Raw genomic sequence first — 18,005 nt, 5'->3', positions numbered from 1 at the left:
GGTGTTCGCTTCTGCGACGCCTCAGGCGTTCATGTCGACGGGCGGTTCCATCACGATGCCCTGCGCTTCGAACGCGCGACGGCGCTCCTCGATGCGCCGGTGCAGCTCGACCTGGGCGGCGTCGACGAACTGCGCGTCGAGGTCGACCGTGGGCGGGTGCGGGTCGCCGTGGTTCGCAGCGATGTATGCGTCGAGCTCCGGGCCGCTGGTCCAGGACGTGATGAGTGCGTAGCGCGGCGCCGTGCCGCGGTGCCAGACCGCGTGCCAGAAGCGCTGGGTGTCGACGATGATGCGGGATCCGGCGCGCAGGGGCAGGCGGATCTCGGTCGCCGGGTCGAAGCGGTCGGCGCGCAGGATCAGCATCGACTCGGTGTCGTCGGAGAGGTTGAAGAACCCGCGGACCACCCAGCCGGTGCCCTCTTCATTGAGGCGGTTGTTGTCGTCCTGGTGCAGGTTGTAGATCGCGTCGGCGTACTCGTTCGGCTGCAGCTCGATCACGCGGCAGCGACCGATGCCGGCACCGGGCTCCTGGGCGCGGTGCTGAAGAGTGGGGGCGATCGCGACCTGCGAGTCGACCCACACGCCATCCTTGTCTGCGCGCGGCGGCGTGTGATTCCAGAAGCCGTTGCAGTCCACGTCGCCCGCATAGCTGGTGAGCGGTGCGAAGCGCGTGACGCCGGAAGAGCGCCAGCCGACGTATTCGAGGGCGAGCCACTCGGCGGGATCGGTGGGACCGGTGTGGTCGTCGAGCACGACGTAGCCGGTCTCGGCCAGCGCGTCGGACGTGATGAAGCCCATGAAGATTGCCCTTCCCGTCATCGCTGCCCCCACAGGCGGCGGGTTATTAGGCCATCCTAACTCGAATGCCCCCGGTGTGAGCGGAGCCGCCGCCGGGGAAAAGTCCCTCGGGGTGCGTCGATATTCTGAGGACATGACTCAGCCCCAGGGCGCCCTTCTCGTGGGCAGCGTGAACTACGACGACGCCGAGACCACGATCCGTACCGCCGCGGACCTGCTCGGCACGCGACTGCGCCGCATCCCCGACGGCGAGGTCGGCAAGCGGTTCCACTGGATCATGTTCCAGCCCGACGTGATCGGCCGGGCCGAGGGCATCGAGCGCATCGGCGACGAACCCATCCCGTTCCCCGCCGGTATCGACGCCCGCGGTCTGCGCATCGGCGAGGGAGTGGATGCCGCGAGCATCGAGCTGCCTCCGCTCGGCTATGCCGCTGCCGCGATCGAGTCCTACGCGGTGTTCACGCGGCTCCAGGCCGAGGGCACGGTGCCCGCCGGTGTGCGGTTCCAGGTGTCGTTGCCGACGCCGCTCGCCGTGATCTCCTCGTTCTTCCACGGCGATGACCGCGCGGCGATCGAGCCCGTCTACACCTCCGCGATCGTGCGCGAGCTCGACCGGATCCTGGCCGCCATCCCGCACGAAGACCTCGCGGTGCAGTGGGATGTCGCGAGCGAGATGGGCATCATCGAACGCGCGGCCGGCTACGGCTCCGTCATGGAGGCGTGGTGGCCCGGTGACCCGTTCGACGGTCTCGTCTCGCGCCTGGTCGCACTGGTCGACGCGGTGCCTGCCGACGTCGAGGTGGGTGTGCACCTCTGCTACGGCGACGCGGGGGAGAAGCACTTCTTCGAGCCGCGGGACGCCGGGAATCTCGTCCGCTACGCGAACGCCGTGGTGGCCGCATCCGATCGTCCGCTCACCTGGCTGCACCTGCCGGTGCCGATCGACCATGACGACGAGGCGTACTTCGCCCCGCTCGCAGACCTCGCCCCGGTCGGCGAGCTCTACCTGGGCCTCGTGCACCGGGAGGACGGTGCGGAAGGCGCCGCTCGTCGCATCGCCGCCGCCGCCCCCTTCGCCCCCGAGTTCGGGGTCGCGACCGAGTGCGGCATCGGCCGCGCGCCCGCAGGATCGACCGAGGGCATCCTGCGCACGCACGCCGAGGTCGCCGCCGCCTGGTGACCTGCGGGTCTCGATTCGCGTGCAGGCCCCGCGTCGCGTAAGCTATTCCGCGGTGACGTGTCCGAGCGGCCGAAGGTGCAACTCTCGAAAAGTTGTGTAGGGTAACCCCCTACCGTGGGTTCAAATCCCACCGTCACCGCCATGGAAACCCCCTCCTCGTGAGGGGGTTTTTCCGTATCTGAGCGCCAGAGGGGGTGCAGGTTTCTGGCCCCTCGTTGTCGAGCGAGGTGGCGAGCACTTGCCGATCAACGCGATGATGCCGTTGTCGTCGCTCCGAAACGACAACGGCATCATCGCAGTGGTCATTCTTCACGTAGGGTGCGCCTACAGCCGAACGTTTACGACTGCTGTGCAAGCCCGCACGCCCGGAACGAGGCAGTAGAGCTTATAGAAGTCCTCGCTTGTATACGCAAGGGTGCCCTCCGAGTAGAGCGGCGACCACCAGAACTGGTGTACCGGCATCCGGTCGTGGGTGCCGTATAGATCCCATGACCGCGGGGTCAACGTCAACTTCATCTGGCCATCGATCGCCGCGGCAAACGGTTCCAGCGGGTTGGTCGCATGCGCGGTGAAGTTGATGGTCGTCGTTGACCCCGAGATCGTCCCCGTTACTGCGAGTTCGTTCAATGAGGCGGTTGTCGTGCCAACGAGCGAGCACTCCGTCGTCTGGCGGAAAAAGTTCGGCCCACAGTGCCAGCGCTTCGTTTCTCCCATGAACTTGGTGGGGAAGATCTGGGTGTCGCCGACATACGCGCGGATGTCGAACTTCGTATGAACATTGTTGACGTCCCACCACGCCCGGTTGGAGCCGTTGTAGACGATAACGGGCTTGAACGGGTCCAAGCTGTGGCCGGGCCCGACGACAACGGCCTCAGGAATGTACGCCTGGTAGGAAAAGACGAACTGAGAGCCGGTCGCTGCGGCTGCCACCGCGTCCGGGACAGCGGCCCCCATCGTCTCTGCGGCCCCTGACGTGCGTAGCGCAGAGCTTTCAGCGGCGGCCACTTCGGGGTGGAGCTCCTCGTAGGCGAGCCGTTGGCGAGCTGCGTCCGAAAGAGTCTGCCCCGGTCGGGGCAGGAACGGCTGCGTGCTCGCGTCGCCTTGGCGCGGTTGCTGCAGATCCTCCGTCCCTCGTACTCCGATTCGAGCCTGCGCCCACGGATCCTGCGTCAGGGGCAGGCTGACGGCGGCGACCGGGAGGCTGGTTCCAGCTATGGGCGTGCCCGACGTGGCTCCACACCCGGATCCCGTGAGTAGGGTCAAGTTGACGACTTCGTACGTCCACTGGACCTCTGGGTCCAATCCGGTCTCCGTGTAGCTCGTGGTGCAGGTGATCGCGACCGTCTGAGGTGGGATCGGCTCGTCACCCAGCATGGCGTAAGGGTCGAACATGGTCCGGACGATCTTCCTCGGCACGCCGGCCTCACCGAGAATGCGGAGGTTGGCTGTGCCGTTCTGAATCGTTCCGGTAATCACAGTTCCGCGATCTGCGGGCGCGTTGTACGTGTTGCTTCGGTAGTACATCCGATCGATTTCGGTGTTCGACGGGCCGAATGCCGCCAGCGTCATGTAGTCAGGTGTTCCGGGCAGAGTGATGGTGGTGCTGGTGGTGGTGGCGATGACGGAGTTGTCCCAATCGAGGACGCTGTACTTCGTCGCACCGGCCCGGGCGGTGAACGTGATCGTGTACGTGCCGGTGCCGAGAGTCGTGTTGGTGACGGTCCATGCCGGGGCGGACACTCTCGCGGTCGCAGATGGCCCTGCGGCGGCGGTGAGCTGCGCGTTGGTCGTAGCGGTGCCGACCAAAGTCAGACTCTTCAACTCCGACTTGAGCAGCTGCAGATGATAGTCGGCGGGGCTGTTCGTCGTGATGCTCGAAGCTGCACCGGCCGGAAGTGTCACTGACCCATCCGCCCGCCCAACGAGCGTGGCGAGTGCAAACGACGCAAGATCGCCGCCGGGCGCGATCGACACGCTGTTGGCGGCCCGGCCCTTTCCGTCGACGTGCAACTGCACGATGTTGTCGTAGGACGAATTCGTGGAGGTGGCGCTGTCCACGAGGAGCTCGCCGTAGTGGTCCGTGTCGTCGGTGTCGAGTTGATCGGAGACTCCGGGATCTCCGGCCAGCGTCACCTTCGGATCAGCGATCGGTGACAGGAAGTCTCTGATGGAGTTCGCCGGTTCCGCGCCAGTCATGACCAACAGGGCGCTGCTCGTCGCCGAACTATAGGAGAGAGCTGCTTCCATTGCGGGAATGTTCGAGCTCTTCGCGATGACGAAAGCGGTCGTGTCGGCGGGAGCGAGTAGCTTTGACCGCTCGAACGGGCTGTTGTTCAGGACCGCCAATTTTGCGGTCACGCGTGAATCGATTGCGTCCCGGTAGCTCTGAGGAAAATCGGTCGCGGACCCGATGAACGTCAGGCCAGTGATGTTCTTCTGCGCGACAACTGTGTTTACGGCCGCCGCGTCGGTGGCCGATGACGAGACGATCACTGCCGCACCCGAGACGTTGGCGAGTGCGGCCGCTTGCGCAATTGCTATTGGATCGCTGGCTGGGCTCACTATTCCCGTCGTCGCGTTGCCAGGATGCGTGATTGCTCGCACGTTGTCCGAAGTGATCGCGACCGTGGATCCTGTGACGAGTCGCGTGATGGGAGCGGCCTGTGCTGGCTCGGCTGATATGGTGTCTACCCCTGTGATCAATCCCGCCAGAAGAAGCACGGTGAGAATGGACGCCGAAGCTTTGCGCATAATGGACCTTTCGGACGAGAAGGCATAAGCCCTAGTCAGAGTGCTGGGATCTCGCAGCTCGTTTGGCTGCAATGCCGCGACCGCCACTTCGCTGAAGCTAGCAGAGAGCTGAAGCTCGTGTCTGTCCGCCAAACGGGGGACACCTCAGCGGTGATGATGCGTGTCCGAATGCGCTCCTGGCGTGTGTTTCTCCACCACGTGTGTATGTTGGCCCTGTGAGGATTACTCGGTGGAGCGTGAGCGTTTCTGCAGCCGTCGTGTTGGCGTTGTGCCTCGCTGGTTGCCAGGCGGGCGGGGTCGAGGTTCCACCTGGCGCGGAGCAGCTTTCACCCTGCGAGATCTCAGAGATCCCCATTGACGAACTCGACGAGATGGGCACCCCCGAGTGTGACCTGGCCGGGTCATCACTGGTTCTTTCTGATGGCACACCCACGATCATGATCCCGGCAGTCGGTGCCGCATTCAGTCAAGGCGACGGCAACGGGCGTGAGTTCCGAATTGTCAACTGGGGAGTCGCCGGCGTCCACGTCGCTGCGATTGAAGGTGACCGACTGGTTGGTCTCTGGGCCAGTGGTCCCGAGGCTGAGGATCTCGCGTGGCAGCAATTGGCCGTCGAGAGAGTCGAGACGACTGAGTGGTGCGCTCAGAATTGCTAGGTTCCGGTGATGATTCGACAAGTACGTCCCGGCGAGTGATCTCGGCTCGGTGAGCGTGCTTCATCACGAACCCGCCGGTCGTGGCTACGCTGACTTCGATGAACGGTTCTGTGGAGTTCGACGGGATATTGACGCACCTTCCGGCAATATGCGGTGCCGTGAGCGGTGAGCAGGCGACGACGCGTGAGCAGCTCGTAGCCGAGCTCGCCGCCATCGGGCTGCACGAGGTGCGCTACGACGACGGTGAAGACGAAGACGAGGAGGTCAGCCCGTACCTGCGGATTCGCGCCGACCTGACCGGAGTCGATGATGACGCGGCGGCGGAACGGCGGCTGCGGACAGCGATCTCCCGCCAAGCCGGCAAGACCGTCGGATCCGACAAGCACTGGGACCTCGGCCCGTTCACGATGACCGCGCGGGTCATCGGCGGGGAGCTGGAGCTGCAGTTCACGTCGACGTACTCGCTGCGGGCGGTGCGTGCTGCAGCGAAGGACTTTCTGGACGGCGCAGACGGGAAGACCTGGCTGCTGACGCACGGGCTCATAGACGAGGGAGCCGTGCAGAACGACAAGGGGTTCTGGCCGAAACCGGCAGGAGTCTCGCAGAATCCGACCGGTCGGATGTTCCCGGACGGTCGTGTGCGCGCCAGTTTGACCTTCCCCGCCAGTCGCCGGCCGCCGGGGCTGATCGCGAAGAGTGACGATGACGCGTACGTGGCGACCTTGACGTACTTGACCGAGGTGCTCGGTGAGTGTGACGACCCGAGCCCGAACCGCACTCCGGTGTGGAACCGGGGGCAGCGGAAGTTCACGTTCTACCGGATGAGTTCCTCCTCCCGGTCCGTCACGTTCGAGGAGATCGCCGGGGCGCCCGAGACGGAGGACCCGGACGGTGAATGATCTGAAGTCGGGCCTGTTCTCCTACAGAGCTATTGATCGGCAGGAGGAGCTGCCCCTCTTCCGCATTGCACACGGGGGTACATACTCCGGTGTTCCGATCCAGATCGCTTCGGCCGGCGGAGGCCGAGTCCTCCTGGGCTCCAGCGACCGCGCTGCCGGTGGAGCGGGGTTCACGCGAGATGGCCGCAATGAGTGGCACAAGACGGTCGACCGCTCCGACGCGAACCTGCGGATCGAGACGACGCGGACGCCGGTCCGCGCCCCTTGGCTCACATAGAGGGAGAAGCCTTCACCGCAGGGATTCCCGATCTCCGGCATCCTTGCCCGCGTGCGGCTCGGCGGGACGCTCGGCCTCGACGACCTCAGCCGAGCAGTTCCACCCCGAAGCCGGAGACGACGGTGCGCAGTTCGGCGAGGTAGCGCTGCGCCTGTTCGGTGAGGGGGATCGCCGAGTGGCCGATCCAGCCGATCTCGATCTGTTCGTCGATGTCGAGGGGGATGGCGACGATCTCGGGATCGAGGTCATCGCTGATGATGCCTGTCGAGATGGTGTATCCGTCGAGCCCGATCATCAGGTTGAAGATGGTGGCGCGGTCGGAGACGCGGATGTCCCGCGGGCTCGACAGGGTGGAGAGGATCTCCTCGGCGAAGTAGAAGGAGTTGTTGGCGCCCTGGTCGAAGGTGAGCCTGGGCACGTCGGCGAGATCGGCGAGGGTCACGCGCTCTCGAGCGGCGAGGGGGTTCTTGCGGGAGATGAAGATGTGCGGTTCCGCGACGAAGAGCGGATGGAACGCGAGACCGGAGTCGCGGAGCAGCTTGTCGATGACGTTGCGGTTGAAGTCGTTCCGGTAGAGGATCCCCAGCTCGCTGCGGAGGGTCCGGACGTCTTCGATGATGTCCCACGTGCGCGTCTCCCGCAGCGAGAACTCGTACTCCGCCGCCGAGGTCGCCTTCACCATCCGCACCAGCGCGTCGACCGCGAACGAGTAGTGCTGGGTCGACACTCCGAGCAGTCGTCGCGAAGGCGGTCGGCCGAGGTAGCGCTGTTCGAGGAGTGCCACCTGCTCAACGACCTGCCTGGCGTATCCGAGGAACTCCACGCCGTCGGTGGTGAGCGTCACGCCGCGGGCGGAGCGGAGCAGGAGCGTGCGCCCCACTCTGCTCTCGAGGTCCTTCATCGCGGCAGACATGGTGGGCTGGGCGACGTAGAGCAGGTCGGCGGCGGCGCTGATCGAGCCCTCCGCAGCGACCTCGATGTAGTACGTGAGGTGCTGCAGGGTGATGCCGCTCGAGCGCTTGGCCATAGCCCCAGACTATGTCACGGCATAGTCGCGGCGCATTACCCGATGGGGTCCCTCCGGCAGCACGATGGAGGGATCCCGTTTCGTGAGGCCGAGCCCGGCCGATCACCCTCCGATTGGCCCTCATGGCATCCGAATTCACCTTCCGCATCACGACCACCCGCTTCGACGAGGATTACTCGCCGTCGGACAACTCCCGGATCACCACGAACTTCGCCAACCTGGCGCGGGGGGAGCATCGTCAGCAGAATCTCCGCAACGCCCTGACGATGATCGACCGCCGATTCAACGATCTGGCGCACTGGGACAACCCGGACCGGGACCGCTACACCGTCGAACTCGAGATCGTCTCGGTGGCGGTGCAGTTCGCCGCGGAGGGTGAGGACCAGGAGTTCCCGCTGCTCGAGGTCCTGGACATCCATGTCCTCGACCGTCTCACCGGGTCGCGCAGCCACGGCATCGTGGGGAACAACTTCTCGTCCTACATCCGCGACTTCGACTTCAGCGTGCGACTGCCGGCGGCCAGCGAGGCCGCAGGAGGGTTCAGCGTTCCCGCCGACTTCGGCGAGCTGCACGGCAAGCTGTTCCAGCACTTCCTCGACTCGGAGGCCTATCAGGAGCGCTTCACCGTGTCGCCCGTGATCTGCATCAGCGTCTCGACGAGCAAGACCTACCGTCGCACCGAGAACCACCACCCGATCCTCGGCGTCGAGTACGAGCAGAAGGATCCCTCGCTGACCGACGAGTACTTCGGCAAGATGGGCCTCTCCGTCCGGTACTTCATGCCGCGCGGCAGCGTCGCGCCGTTGGCGTTCTACTTCCGCGGCGATCTGCTCGGCGACTACACGAACCTCCAGCTCATCGGCACGATCAGCACGATGGAGACGTTCCAGAAGATCTACCGGCCCGAGATCTACAACGCGAACTCGGAAGCCGCGAGCATCTACCGGCCGACCCTGGAGCAGCAGGATTACTCGGTGACCAAGATCGCCTACGACCGCGACGAGCGCAGTCGGCTCGCGACCGAGCAGGGGCAGTATGCCGACGCGCATCTCATGAAGCCGCACGGTGCCTTGCTCGAGCAGTGGGCCGCCGACTACTCCGACGCGTGCCTGGTCCCCGTCGGATGACCAACGGAGAATCACCGATCATGCACACACTCCTTCCCACCTCGATCGTCGGCAGTCTTCCGAAGCCGTCGTGGCTGGCCGAGCCGGAAACGCTCTGGTCTCCGTGGAAACTGCAGGGCGACGCCCTGGTTGAGGGCACGCAGGATGCGCTCCGCATCGCCGTTCAGGAGCAGCGCCAGGCCGGCATCGACATCATCAGCGACGGGGAGCAGACGCGCCAGCACTTCGTCACGACGTTCATCGAGCATCTCTCCGGCGTCGACTTCGACCAGCGGGAGACCGTGCGGATCCGCGACCGGTACGACGCCAGCGTGCCGACGGTCGTCGGCGCCGTGAGCCGCGAGAAGCCCGTGTTCGTCGAAGACGCGAAGTTCCTCCGCCAGCAGACTGATCAGCCCATCAAGTGGGCACTGCCCGGCCCGATGACGATGATCGACACCCTTTACGATCGCCACTACAAGAGCCGCGAGAAGCTGGCCTGGGAGTTCGCGACGATCCTCAATCAGGAGGCGAAGGAGCTCGAGGCGGCCGGGGTGGACATCATCCAGTTCGACGAGCCGGCGTTCAACGTCTTCTTCGACGACGTGCAGGACTGGGGCGTGGCAATGCTCGAGCGGGCGGCCGAGGGATTGCGCGCGGAGACCGTGGTGCACATCTGCTACGGCTACGGGATCAAGGCGAACACGGACTGGAAGGCGACTCTCGGCTCGGAATGGCGGCAGTACGAGAAGTCCTTCCCGCTGCTGCAGCAGTCCAGCATCGACATCGTCTCGCTGGAGAGCCACCACTCGCACGTTCCACTGGACCTGATCGAGCTCATCCGGGGCAAGAAGGTCATGCTCGGAGCCATTGATGTGGCAAGCCACACGATCGAGACCCCGGAGGAGGTCGCCGACACCCTCAGGAACGCGCTCCGTTTCGTCGACGCCGACAAGCTCATCCCGAGCACGAACTGCGGCTTGGCGCCGTTGTCACGTGACCTCGCACGCGGCAAGCTGCGAGCGCTCAGCGCGGGCACTGCTCTGCTTCGCGAGGAGCTTACCGGCGTCGAGGTCTGATCTACCGCGGCGGATCTCGACGGGTGCACTTAGTGTCCCGATCGAGACCCCGGCGCCGACACGAGATGCGGCAGGCAGGAGCGCGTATTCTCAGACCATGGGAACTCTCGAGTACAACAGCTCTCGTCCTCCGATCGAGGTCGATGATGCGACGTTGGCGCACCTGAAGATCGTGATCGGCACGAAGCTCCGCCGTCACGAGAGCTTCATGATGACCTGGCTGCCCGAGGAGAAGAACCCCGCCGGCCGACTCACCATCTGGATGCATCCGGCGATTCCGCTGATCCTCGCGTTCGACGGCTCGAGGATGCCGGAGATCGACACGAAGCGGATCGAGCGCATGATGGAGAACCTCAACGCCCGCGGAGAACTCGTCCTCGACCAGCTCGGATAGGCGACATCAGCGAGGTGTCAGGGGTCTTCCGCGCGTCGGGGATCCGTCGTTCCCTCAGCCGATCCGCGCTCGCGCTCGTCGTCGGTCTCTTCGTCGGTGCCGCGAGCATCGCCGGCATCGCCGACGCCCCCGCGCTCGCCGCGGAACCCGCCCCCACGGTCACCGACATCTCGGTGGCTCCGTATGAGGCGTCGAATCCTCTGGTCCCCTCGGCTGCCCTGCCCTTCCTCGCCGTCACCCTCACTGTCGAGCGGGAACTCCCGAACGCCGGCGACACCTTCGAAGTGCGCGCGCCCGCCGGCGCCAGGGTCGTCTTGAGCGAAGACGCATCGATCGTGGATGCGTCGGGAGCGGCCCTCGTCGACGTCGTCGTGGCCGCCCACGGCGCCGACGGCGACACGATGACCGGAACGTTCACCGAGGCCGCCGCGAACAGCAGGAAGGTGAGCGGCACGTTCACGTTCTTCCTCCAGGTCGTCGGCAGCGGGATCCTCGCCGCCGGGGGAGGGATCTACCACGCCGAGTTCGCCGCGGACGGTGCGCGTCACACCGTCGACGTCGCCTATGGGGTGTCCATCGACCTGTTCCAGCACGTCGGTGGGCACTGGGTCCACGGTGCGACGCCCTCCTCGGTCGGGAGGTTCGTCGTCCAGACGAAGGCGGAAGGCGATTCCGCGCTCGCCGCGCGGGGCGGACAGTGGGTGACCGCGAGCGCCGACCCGAGCCCTCCGTTCAGCGGATCGACACCGGACTGCGACGCCGTGCAACTGCGTGAGTTCGCCGCAGACCCCGGACCCGCGAACATCCCCATCAGCGGCGGCACCGTTCTCGTCGCCGGCTCCGACTACATCCTCGACTGCGACGATTCCCTCGATGGTGTCCCGGTCGTGAGCGCCACGATCCCGAACCCGATCGATGGTGCCTTCTATCTGCTCTCGTCCCCGCGCGAGGTCACGGGTGCCGTCACCTACCTCCCCGCCGACAACCCCGCGGTGCCGGAGGCCGGTCGGTTCGTGGGGCTGTTCAACGCCATCGGCAGCGTCTCGGATGCACTCCACGATCCTTCGGGATCGACCCAGACGTCGACCCTGCTGATGTACACGGGGCCAAGCGCAGGCATCGGCGTTACCGAGGCGGCGTCGCCGCGACTCGACCTCGACACGACCGCATCGCCGGCTGAGGGCACGTCGCTGCGGCCGGGTGACCGGGTCGGCTACGAGTTCACGCTCACGAACAGCGGGAACGTACCGCTGACGGATGCGACCCTCACCGCCGATCTGGCATCGCTGCTGCGGGCGGCTCGCATCGATCGTCCGATCGGCGCGACCACGGGCGTCGCCGTTGTCGAGGGCGACGTGCTGCGCTGGACGGGAGCGATCGCGCCCGGAGACAGCGTGACCGTGTCGTTCTCCGCCCTGGTGATCACGGGCGGCGCAGCGATCGTCGTCGACGTGGAGGCCGCGAGTCCTGATGCTCGTGGCGGCGCCGTGCCGGTGGAGCGTCAGACGCTCACGCGCGAGGTCGTCGCTCTCCCGCCTCCGGCCGTCGCACAGGGCAACCAGACACTTCCCGCAGAGCTCGCCCGCTCCGGCGGGGGCGGCCCCGGGCTCGTCGCGTTCGGAATCGCGCTCGCGTCGGCCGGTGCGATGCTCCTCGTCCGGAGGCGTGCGCGCCACCCGCTCGCCTGAGATCGGCGGGGGACCGCGCTTCCTATAGTGGGGGCATGCACCGCCGCTCCGCTCTGATCCTCAGCCTTTCCGCCCTCCTCGTCTTGACGGGGTGCGCCACCGGTGCCGGCGACGATGCCGCAGCCCCGACCAGCGAACCCACCGCATCTCCGAGTGTCGAGACCTCAGGAGACGATGCCGCCGCGGAGCAGCAGGCGCAGGCGTGGCTGGACGCGGCCGTGGTGCCACCGGGAGCCGTGCGCGTGGCGGACAGCCCCGCCTCGTTCCACTCGTATCAGGGGTGGCCGTGCCGGCCGGTCGCCGAGCTCGAGGGCTACTGGACCCTCGCCGACTCCACAGTGGCGGGGGCTGCCAACTGGCTGCGGGAGAACCCCACGGCAGACCTCGTCAGCACGGCGGGGGGCTCACCGTGGGAGGAGGACCCGAACCTCGACGGCGTGCTCGTGGGCTACATCCCGGCCGATGAGTCGCAGCAGGGCATCGTCTACACCGTCTCGAAGGCGGAGTCGGGCGTCGCGATCCGCGCAGAGGTCGCCGCCCTCAGCGCGTCCGCGACATGTCCGTCCCTCGCCCCCGGGGAGATGTGGGGAAAGCCCGGACAGGGCTGACCCGCCACTGCGTCTCCCGTCCGCGGGACCGCTACGGCAGATCGGCGACGTCGAGACCTTCGTCGTCGTCTTCCTCATCGTCGTCGGAGTCATCGGTCGAGGGCATGTCGGGATCGATCCCCTCGGCCTCGACCTCGGGGGTGTCGCCGTCGTGGTTGTGCGGGTCTGACATCAGATTCTCCGATCGATGGATGTGGTGATCGATCAGTCTCGCCTCTGCGAGACGCACCCGCCTGCCCGTTGACAGGCGGGCGCGTCCACCCGGAGAATTCCGTCTGCGCGTGAACCTCCGTCAGGCGGTGGCGAGGGGTGGCAGGTGCGGGATCGGGATCGGACGACCCGCGCGGCGCGGCGCGTGGAAGCGCTGCACGTCTTCCAGCACATCGGCTGCGGACATGTAGGAGTTCGCGAGCGGGAGGTCGCGCAACCAGACGACCTCGACCTCGACGGCATCGACTTGATAGACGCAGGCGACCGTGCGCCGTGAGTCATCCTGGGCATAGCGGTGATCGAGGATCAGCCACTCGGTATCGGTGATCTTCCTCAGCTCGAATCGGGGATCGGGCATCGTGAACATCTCAACACTCCAATCGGTTGGCCGGTATCGGCTGCCGAGGAGCGCACCACCCCCGGGCGGTGCCGGTCGGGCATCCGCGCGGTCAACGGGCGCTCTTCAGCCCGCCAGAATTCAGCAGAATTGTACGTCGGAGCCGATATATTGCTCAACTCGTCCCGCGGTCGCGCAGCGATCGGGAACGCTATGCGGGAGGGATGCAGACCGACGTCGACGTCAGGTGGATCAGCCCATCGAGGCTCGAGGTGTCCTTGATGCCCACGCGTGCCACCGGAAGGCTCTCGCTGTAGCGGATGTCCTCCTGCATCGCCCGGTCCTTCGCATAGCCAGCCTGGTCCCACACCGCCAGAATCCGTTCCAGAGATCGGCTGTTGTCGTCGGTGCGGAACGCGATCTGCACTTCGCGCTGCGTGCCGGGGCCTTCCGTGCAGGGTGTCGACGACAAGGGCAGCGAGGAAGAGTCCAACGGCGCACCCGAGGCATCGACGACCACTCCCGCAGCGGCGTCGAACGACGCGCCGATCATCTCCCTCATCGCGCCGTCGACGTTCTCCACCGTCAACTTCTCCGTTTCAGGGGAGGGGATCGGCGGGTACGGAGCCTGATCAGCGCTCCTCGCTGTGTGCAGCCCGCACTGCGGCGTGCGGTCGTCGAGAACCGGCAGCGAGAGCGACGTGCCGGAACCGGCCGTAACCCCCGTGCTCGCGACAGGGCGGTTGACGGCGTAGGAGACGGTCAGCATGCCGCGCTCTTCGGTCACGGCGTAGCCGCCCATCGAGAACGGCTGGTGCCCGTTGTCACCGGATGACCACCCGACCTGAGTGACGATGAACGCCCCGTCCTGCCGGTACACCGTGCCGCTCGATCCCATGAGGAACGAGCGCTCGACGACCACGTACCCGGTGTCGCAGCCCCTGTGCAGTACGGGCGTCACGTTCGCGTCGACGGTGAAGACCGCAGCGAGGGCAGCGAGGGCCCCGGCGCACGTGGCCAGCACGACGCCGATGACCTTCAGCGGCAGCATCCTCCGCGGCGCTTCGATGCTCCACAGGCCGACGCCGAGGGAGCCGAAAGCCAGGAGTACAGACAGAGTGAGAAGACTGAGCTCGTCGAGCGGTCCGATCAGGACGGATGCCGCCCCCGAGGAGGCAGAAGACACCGCCACGACCCAGAAGACGACGGCCGTGGCGCAGGCGAAGACACCGCCGGCGATCCACGTGATGGTCCGCCGAGGGGGAGGCGGGGGTGGAGTCACGTGGGAAGCCTATGCGGCAACGGGCGTCGAGCACCGGAATCCCCAGCCGACTCTCGGCTCTCCGACTCTCGGCGGGGCGCCGCGGAACCGCTCCGGGTGGGGTCAGCGGCGCACGCGGGCGCGGGTCTTCGCGACGCTCGCGAGAGTGGCGCGCACCGGGGTGCCCAGGTACAGGCCGAGTGACGCGCCGGATGCCAGGCCGATGCCGATGACCGCGGCATCGATGAGCGACCCGCCGGCGAGCAGCATGCCGGTGGAGGTGCCGGCGGCGTGGACCATCTCGAGCAGTCCCTGGAACACGGCGACACCGGGAACGAGGGGCACGATCGCCGCGGTGGTCACCGCGACCGAGGGCACGTGGAGGTTGCGGGCGATCAGCATCCCGAGGAAACTCGCGAGCAGGGCGCCGATCGCGCTCGCCGCAGCCGGGTGCAGGTTCAGCGCAACCGAGGCGGAGTAGCCCGCGAGAGTGACCGCGCTGAGCAGCGCGCTGACCAGGATGATCCGGAGGCCGGCGCCGTTGAACACGGCCACGGCCACGGCGATGATGATCGCCCCGGCGAACTGGTTCACGAGCGGGCCGAACGGCGCAGGATCGTCGGGCAGGCCCATGGTGAACCCCAGGACGCCGCCGAGCTCCAGGCCGACGAGGATGCCGATCACGACGCCGAGGGTCTGCATGGTCAGATCGAGGATGCGTCCGCCCGCGGTCAACGCGAAGCCGTCGATCGCATCCTGTGCCGCACCGACCACGGTGAGGCCGGCGAGCATCAGCACGATTCCGGAGGCGACGATGATCGAAGGGCGGATGCCGACGAACGGCTCTATCCCCGCAGTGCCGAGGGCGGAGACCACGACGGCAACGACGGTCGTCACGAACCCTCCGGCGATCTGGCTGAAGAACAGGGGCACACGCAGTCGGGCGAGACCGGCCTGGGTGAGTGCGGCGCACAGGGCCGCGACGAAGGTGAGGCCGACGATGATCGGCGAGGCACCCAGCATGATGCTCACGCCCACGGCGAGGAGGGCCCTGGCGACGATGACGACGGGCTGCTGGTAGCGGAACGGCACCCGTCGGATGGCACGGAACGTTGTGCGTGCGGATTCGAGGTCGAGTCCACCGTCGATGTCGGCGACCAGGGCCTGCACGCGCTGCAGCTTCGCGTGGTCGGGGGCGGTGACGCGCACGACGCGCACCAGCGTCTCGGGCCAGACCTCGCCGCTCAGATGGAACGACACGGTGATCGAGTTGTACGTGACGTCGACCTGCACGCCCCGCATCCCGTAGGCGTCGCACACCCGGGTGATGGCGAGCGTGACCTCGTGCGCCGAGGCCCCGACCGCGAACATCGATTCTCCGATGCGCGTGGCGAGATCGAGCACCCGGGGAACCGTGCGCTCGTCGATGACCGGCATGGCCTCGGTGTGCGCGACCGCCGAGGGATCGGTGTGCAGCAGGCGGCGCACGGAGGAGAGCAGCGGCCGGCGGGATCTCGCGGACATATCGTCCATTCTCCCGTCCATGCCGTCGATCGGGGGGAAGACTGTCCGGTCCTCCGCGACCCGAACGCGGAGGACCGGCGAAATCGAGTGAGAAGCTGCGCATGCGCACCGACCCCCGGGCCGCATCCCAGACCCGAGAGAGAATCCGAATGCGCGCCGGTTCGACCGACTCAGAGCGCTCAAGCGACTCTTCGTGTCCTCCACGATACGCACGCACGAGGCGAGCGCCCCTATCGTCCGCCGTCCCTTGACGCACGGGCGGCGACGCTGCTATCGAGCGGACGCGGGCGGACTAGCGTTTTCGATGCGGTGCGCACAACCCCCTTGGGTGTGCCGCTGTGGCCATGACACCGTCTGAGTCATGAAACTCGTGTCGTATGCAGGCCAACAGGTGGTCACGACCGACGACGTCGCCGAAGCGCTCGTCTCGCTCGCCGCCGCCATCGCGAGCGAGGGCGAATCGGCGGCCCTGCGGTTGCCAATCGTCATCGACGGGAAGAGGGACACCGCGGATCTGATCGTCGGGGTCGGCAACGACCTCCTGGTCGGCCCGCACATCTCCGGCGACGACGACCCGGACTTCTCGGAGGACGCCGCGGCCATCCGCGAGCACCCTCTCTTCCCCCAGCGCGGTGCGGGGGAAGACGAGGACGGCGAGGAGATCGGAATCCCCTCGCTCGACATCGACATCGATCATGGCGCTCGCGCTTAGCGCACAGGTACGGCGGATGTAAAGGGGAGGGCGCTGCGGACACCGCACGCATATCCTGCTGAGGTGCCGCACGATGTCCGACCTGATAACGATGTCCTCTGGGCATGCGTCGAAGAAGGATTCCACGTCGGAAGCCGGCGTGGCGACTTTCTGGGATACGTCGACAGGCAGGGCGATGGCGGATATCGCGCGTTCGACGCCCGGTCTTCGCCCGTCGGAGATTTCGCGACGCTGCAGGCGGCGACGACCGCCGTAGAGCAGCTTTCGAACCCGGCGTCGCTGCAGGTCGACGGGAGCGAGCAGGGGGTGGCGCTGTGAGCACCACAGTGGCGACCGACCTGATCTCTCTCGTCTACACCAGCACTGCTTCTCAGCCGTTTCGGGAGACCGCGCTCGAGCATCTCCTGGCTGTCTGCCGACGACGCAATGACGGGCAGGGGATCACCGGACTGCTCCTTCATCGAGACGGGCGCTTCATCCAGGTGCTGGAGGGGCATCCGGACACGGTTGCCGAGCTCGTCGACATCATCCGGAGCGACTCCCGCCATCACGACCTGCGCGTGCTCCTGGAAGAGCCGATCGCCGAGCGCCGGTTCCCGGATTGGACCATGGGGTACCGGGTTCTCAACCACGGAGAGAGCCGTCCGCCCGGGTATCGCGACTCCTTCGCCGACCTGGATGCCGGATCGGACATCGACACCACCGTCAGGGCGTTGACCGAGCTCACGCTCTGGTTCCGCGTGCGCGCGCGGGATCGGGCAGAGCTTCCACGGGGTGCGACGGGGGTCGTGCGCCGCGACGACGTGAGCGTCTGACCCGCCTTCGAGCGGGTGCCGCCGACGGGTCGCTCGCCCGCGGGCTCAGTCCTGGGCGAAGATTTCGGGGTGCGCGCCGATGAGCTCGGCCTGCTCCCTCCACGAGAGCCCCACGATGCTGAGCACGACGCGCACGACGGTCGAGTCGGCGTCGGCAGTGGTGAGCCGCAGCTCGCGCAGCGTGGCTCGCGCCGTCTCCTCGATGAGGAAGGCGAGCAGCTCGGCGGGCATATCGCCGCGGAACGCCCCGGAGTCGACACCGGTCCGGGTCAGATCGCGGATGCGGTGCCGCAGCGGCGCGAGGGCGAGCACGGTGTCGGTCAGATGCGCGTCGTCGAGGGCGATGTTGGCCGAGGCGCGCACAGCGGAGGCCTCCCGCCACAGACGCGTCGCCATCCGTGCCAGGGTCACGCGGGGGTCGGACTCATCGGTGGTCTCGGCGATCGCGTTGAAGCGCTGAGCACCCACGGCGATCACCTCCCGCAGCAGGGTGTCGCGGTCGGCGAAGTGGCCGTAGACGGCTCGGCGGGTGAGGCCTGCGGCCTGCGCGATCGCGTCGAGCGACGCCGTGGGGTTGCTCGCGAGCACCGACTGCGCCGCGCGCAGCAGGGCCTCGCGGTTGGCCAGGGCGTCGCGTCGACGCGGTGGATTCGGTGCGGTCACTTCGGGTCCTTTCGCGGAGT

Annotated in this window: 19 protein-coding genes and 1 tRNA gene; 12 read left to right on the top strand and 8 right to left on the bottom strand. The window is 66.9% G+C overall.

The annotated features are described in order from the left end of the window. Positions 1-21 precede the first annotated feature (21 nt). Positions 22-798: a hypothetical protein gene (locus ACP699_RS08815; RefSeq protein WP_426171557.1), complete on the bottom strand. Its 777-nt coding sequence runs from the start codon at positions 796-798 to the stop codon at positions 22-24. Between the two features lie 133 nt (positions 799-931). Between ACP699_RS08815 and ACP699_RS08810 the strand changes: the two genes are divergently transcribed. Together ACP699_RS08810 and ACP699_RS08805 are read left to right on the top strand one after the other, a co-directional pair. Continuing rightward, positions 932-1,978, top strand: a complete 1,047-nt coding sequence (locus ACP699_RS08810; RefSeq protein WP_426170639.1) for a hypothetical protein — start codon at positions 932-934, stop codon at positions 1,976-1,978. A 51-nt stretch (positions 1,979-2,029) separates the two neighbouring features. Beyond that, a tRNA-Ser gene (locus ACP699_RS08805) sits at positions 2,030-2,120 on the top strand. 182 nt (positions 2,121-2,302) lie between these two features. Here the strand turns inward: ACP699_RS08805 and ACP699_RS08800 are convergent. After that, on the bottom strand, positions 2,303-4,699 hold the full coding sequence (locus ACP699_RS08800; RefSeq protein ID WP_151485793.1) for a hypothetical protein: 2,397 nt from the start codon (positions 4,697-4,699) through the stop codon (positions 2,303-2,305). 266 nt (positions 4,700-4,965) lie between these two features. Here ACP699_RS08800 and ACP699_RS08795 point away from each other — a divergent pair, with 266 nt between their 5' ends. Together ACP699_RS08795 and ACP699_RS08790 are read left to right on the top strand one after the other, a co-directional pair. After that, entirely contained in the window at positions 4,966-5,385 is a 420-nt protein-coding gene (locus ACP699_RS08795; protein WP_157535567.1) for a hypothetical protein, read from the top strand. 98 nt (positions 5,386-5,483) lie between these two features. Continuing rightward, positions 5,484-6,284, top strand: coding sequence for a hypothetical protein (locus ACP699_RS08790; RefSeq protein WP_426170637.1), 801 nt, complete (start codon positions 5,484-5,486; stop codon positions 6,282-6,284). Positions 6,285-6,646: 362 nt separating this feature from the next. On the opposite strand, the gene ACP699_RS08785 is transcribed toward ACP699_RS08790, so the two are convergent. After that, on the bottom strand, positions 6,647-7,588 hold the full coding sequence (locus ACP699_RS08785) for a LysR family transcriptional regulator (protein WP_055865946.1): 942 nt from the start codon (positions 7,586-7,588) through the stop codon (positions 6,647-6,649). Positions 7,589-7,710: 122 nt separating this feature from the next. Here ACP699_RS08785 and ACP699_RS08780 point away from each other — a divergent pair, with 122 nt between their 5' ends. From ACP699_RS08780 to ACP699_RS08760, 5 genes are all read left to right on the top strand, one after another. After that, entirely contained in the window at positions 7,711-8,715 is a 1,005-nt protein-coding gene (locus ACP699_RS08780; protein ID WP_055865944.1) for a DUF1852 domain-containing protein, read from the top strand. 20 nt (positions 8,716-8,735) lie between these two features. Beyond that, a complete protein-coding gene (locus ACP699_RS08775; protein ID WP_426170634.1) occupies positions 8,736-9,773 on the top strand; it encodes a methionine synthase in 1,038 nt (345 codons plus the stop codon). A 97-nt stretch (positions 9,774-9,870) separates the two neighbouring features. Further along, the gene (locus tag ACP699_RS08770) at positions 9,871-10,167 is read left to right on the top strand and encodes a hypothetical protein (RefSeq protein WP_017829372.1); all 297 of its coding nucleotides are present in this window, start codon (positions 9,871-9,873) and stop codon (positions 10,165-10,167) included. A gap of 14 nt (positions 10,168-10,181) precedes the next feature. After that, the gene (locus ACP699_RS08765) at positions 10,182-11,855 is read left to right on the top strand and encodes a DUF7507 domain-containing protein (protein ID WP_426170631.1); all 1,674 of its coding nucleotides are present in this window, start codon (positions 10,182-10,184) and stop codon (positions 11,853-11,855) included. 35 nt (positions 11,856-11,890) lie between these two features. Then, on the top strand, positions 11,891-12,463 hold the full coding sequence (locus ACP699_RS08760; RefSeq protein WP_426170629.1) for a hypothetical protein: 573 nt from the start codon (positions 11,891-11,893) through the stop codon (positions 12,461-12,463). 31 nt (positions 12,464-12,494) lie between these two features. On the opposite strand, the gene ACP699_RS08755 is transcribed toward ACP699_RS08760, so the two are convergent. The 4 genes from ACP699_RS08755 to ACP699_RS08740 all read right to left on the bottom strand — a co-directional run bounded on the left by ACP699_RS08755 (position 12,495) and on the right by ACP699_RS08740 (position 15,795). Continuing rightward, positions 12,495-12,635, bottom strand: a complete 141-nt coding sequence (locus tag ACP699_RS08755; RefSeq protein ID WP_426170627.1) for a hypothetical protein — start codon at positions 12,633-12,635, stop codon at positions 12,495-12,497. 120 nt (positions 12,636-12,755) lie between these two features. Then, entirely contained in the window at positions 12,756-13,031 is a 276-nt protein-coding gene (locus ACP699_RS08750; protein ID WP_426170625.1) for a hypothetical protein, read from the bottom strand. A 190-nt stretch (positions 13,032-13,221) separates the two neighbouring features. After that, positions 13,222-14,292 (bottom strand): hypothetical protein, encoded by a 1,071-nt coding sequence (locus ACP699_RS08745; RefSeq protein ID WP_055874416.1) that lies wholly within the window; start codon positions 14,290-14,292, stop codon positions 13,222-13,224. A 102-nt stretch (positions 14,293-14,394) separates the two neighbouring features. Then, positions 14,395-15,795, bottom strand: coding sequence for a threonine/serine ThrE exporter family protein (locus ACP699_RS08740; RefSeq protein WP_055865931.1), 1,401 nt, complete (start codon positions 15,793-15,795; stop codon positions 14,395-14,397). A 361-nt stretch (positions 15,796-16,156) separates the two neighbouring features. Between ACP699_RS08740 and ACP699_RS08735 the strand changes: the two genes are divergently transcribed. From ACP699_RS08735 to ACP699_RS08725, 3 genes are all read left to right on the top strand, one after another. After that, positions 16,157-16,507, top strand: coding sequence for a hypothetical protein (locus tag ACP699_RS08735; RefSeq protein ID WP_157559421.1), 351 nt, complete (start codon positions 16,157-16,159; stop codon positions 16,505-16,507). Between the two features lie 63 nt (positions 16,508-16,570). Beyond that, positions 16,571-16,825: a hypothetical protein gene (locus tag ACP699_RS08730; protein ID WP_055874412.1), complete on the top strand. Its 255-nt coding sequence runs from the start codon at positions 16,571-16,573 to the stop codon at positions 16,823-16,825. Further along, positions 16,822-17,322, top strand: coding sequence for a BLUF domain-containing protein (locus ACP699_RS08725; protein WP_235563159.1), 501 nt, complete (start codon positions 16,822-16,824; stop codon positions 17,320-17,322). Before ACP699_RS08730 ends, ACP699_RS08725 begins: the two co-directional genes overlap by 4 nt. 45 nt (positions 17,323-17,367) lie before the next feature. On the opposite strand, the gene ACP699_RS08720 is transcribed toward ACP699_RS08725, so the two are convergent. Further along, positions 17,368-17,985, bottom strand: a complete 618-nt coding sequence (locus ACP699_RS08720) for a TetR/AcrR family transcriptional regulator (RefSeq protein ID WP_426170621.1) — start codon at positions 17,983-17,985, stop codon at positions 17,368-17,370. Between the last annotated feature and the right edge of the window lie 20 nt (positions 17,986-18,005).

This window comes from Microbacterium sp. DWRC1-3 (genome assembly GCF_049896645.1).
GTDB lineage: Bacteria > Actinomycetota > Actinomycetes > Actinomycetales > Microbacteriaceae > Microbacterium > Microbacterium maritypicum.
The sequence above is the reverse complement of the archived record's forward strand: the minus strand, read 5'-3'. Positions and strand labels throughout refer to the sequence as shown.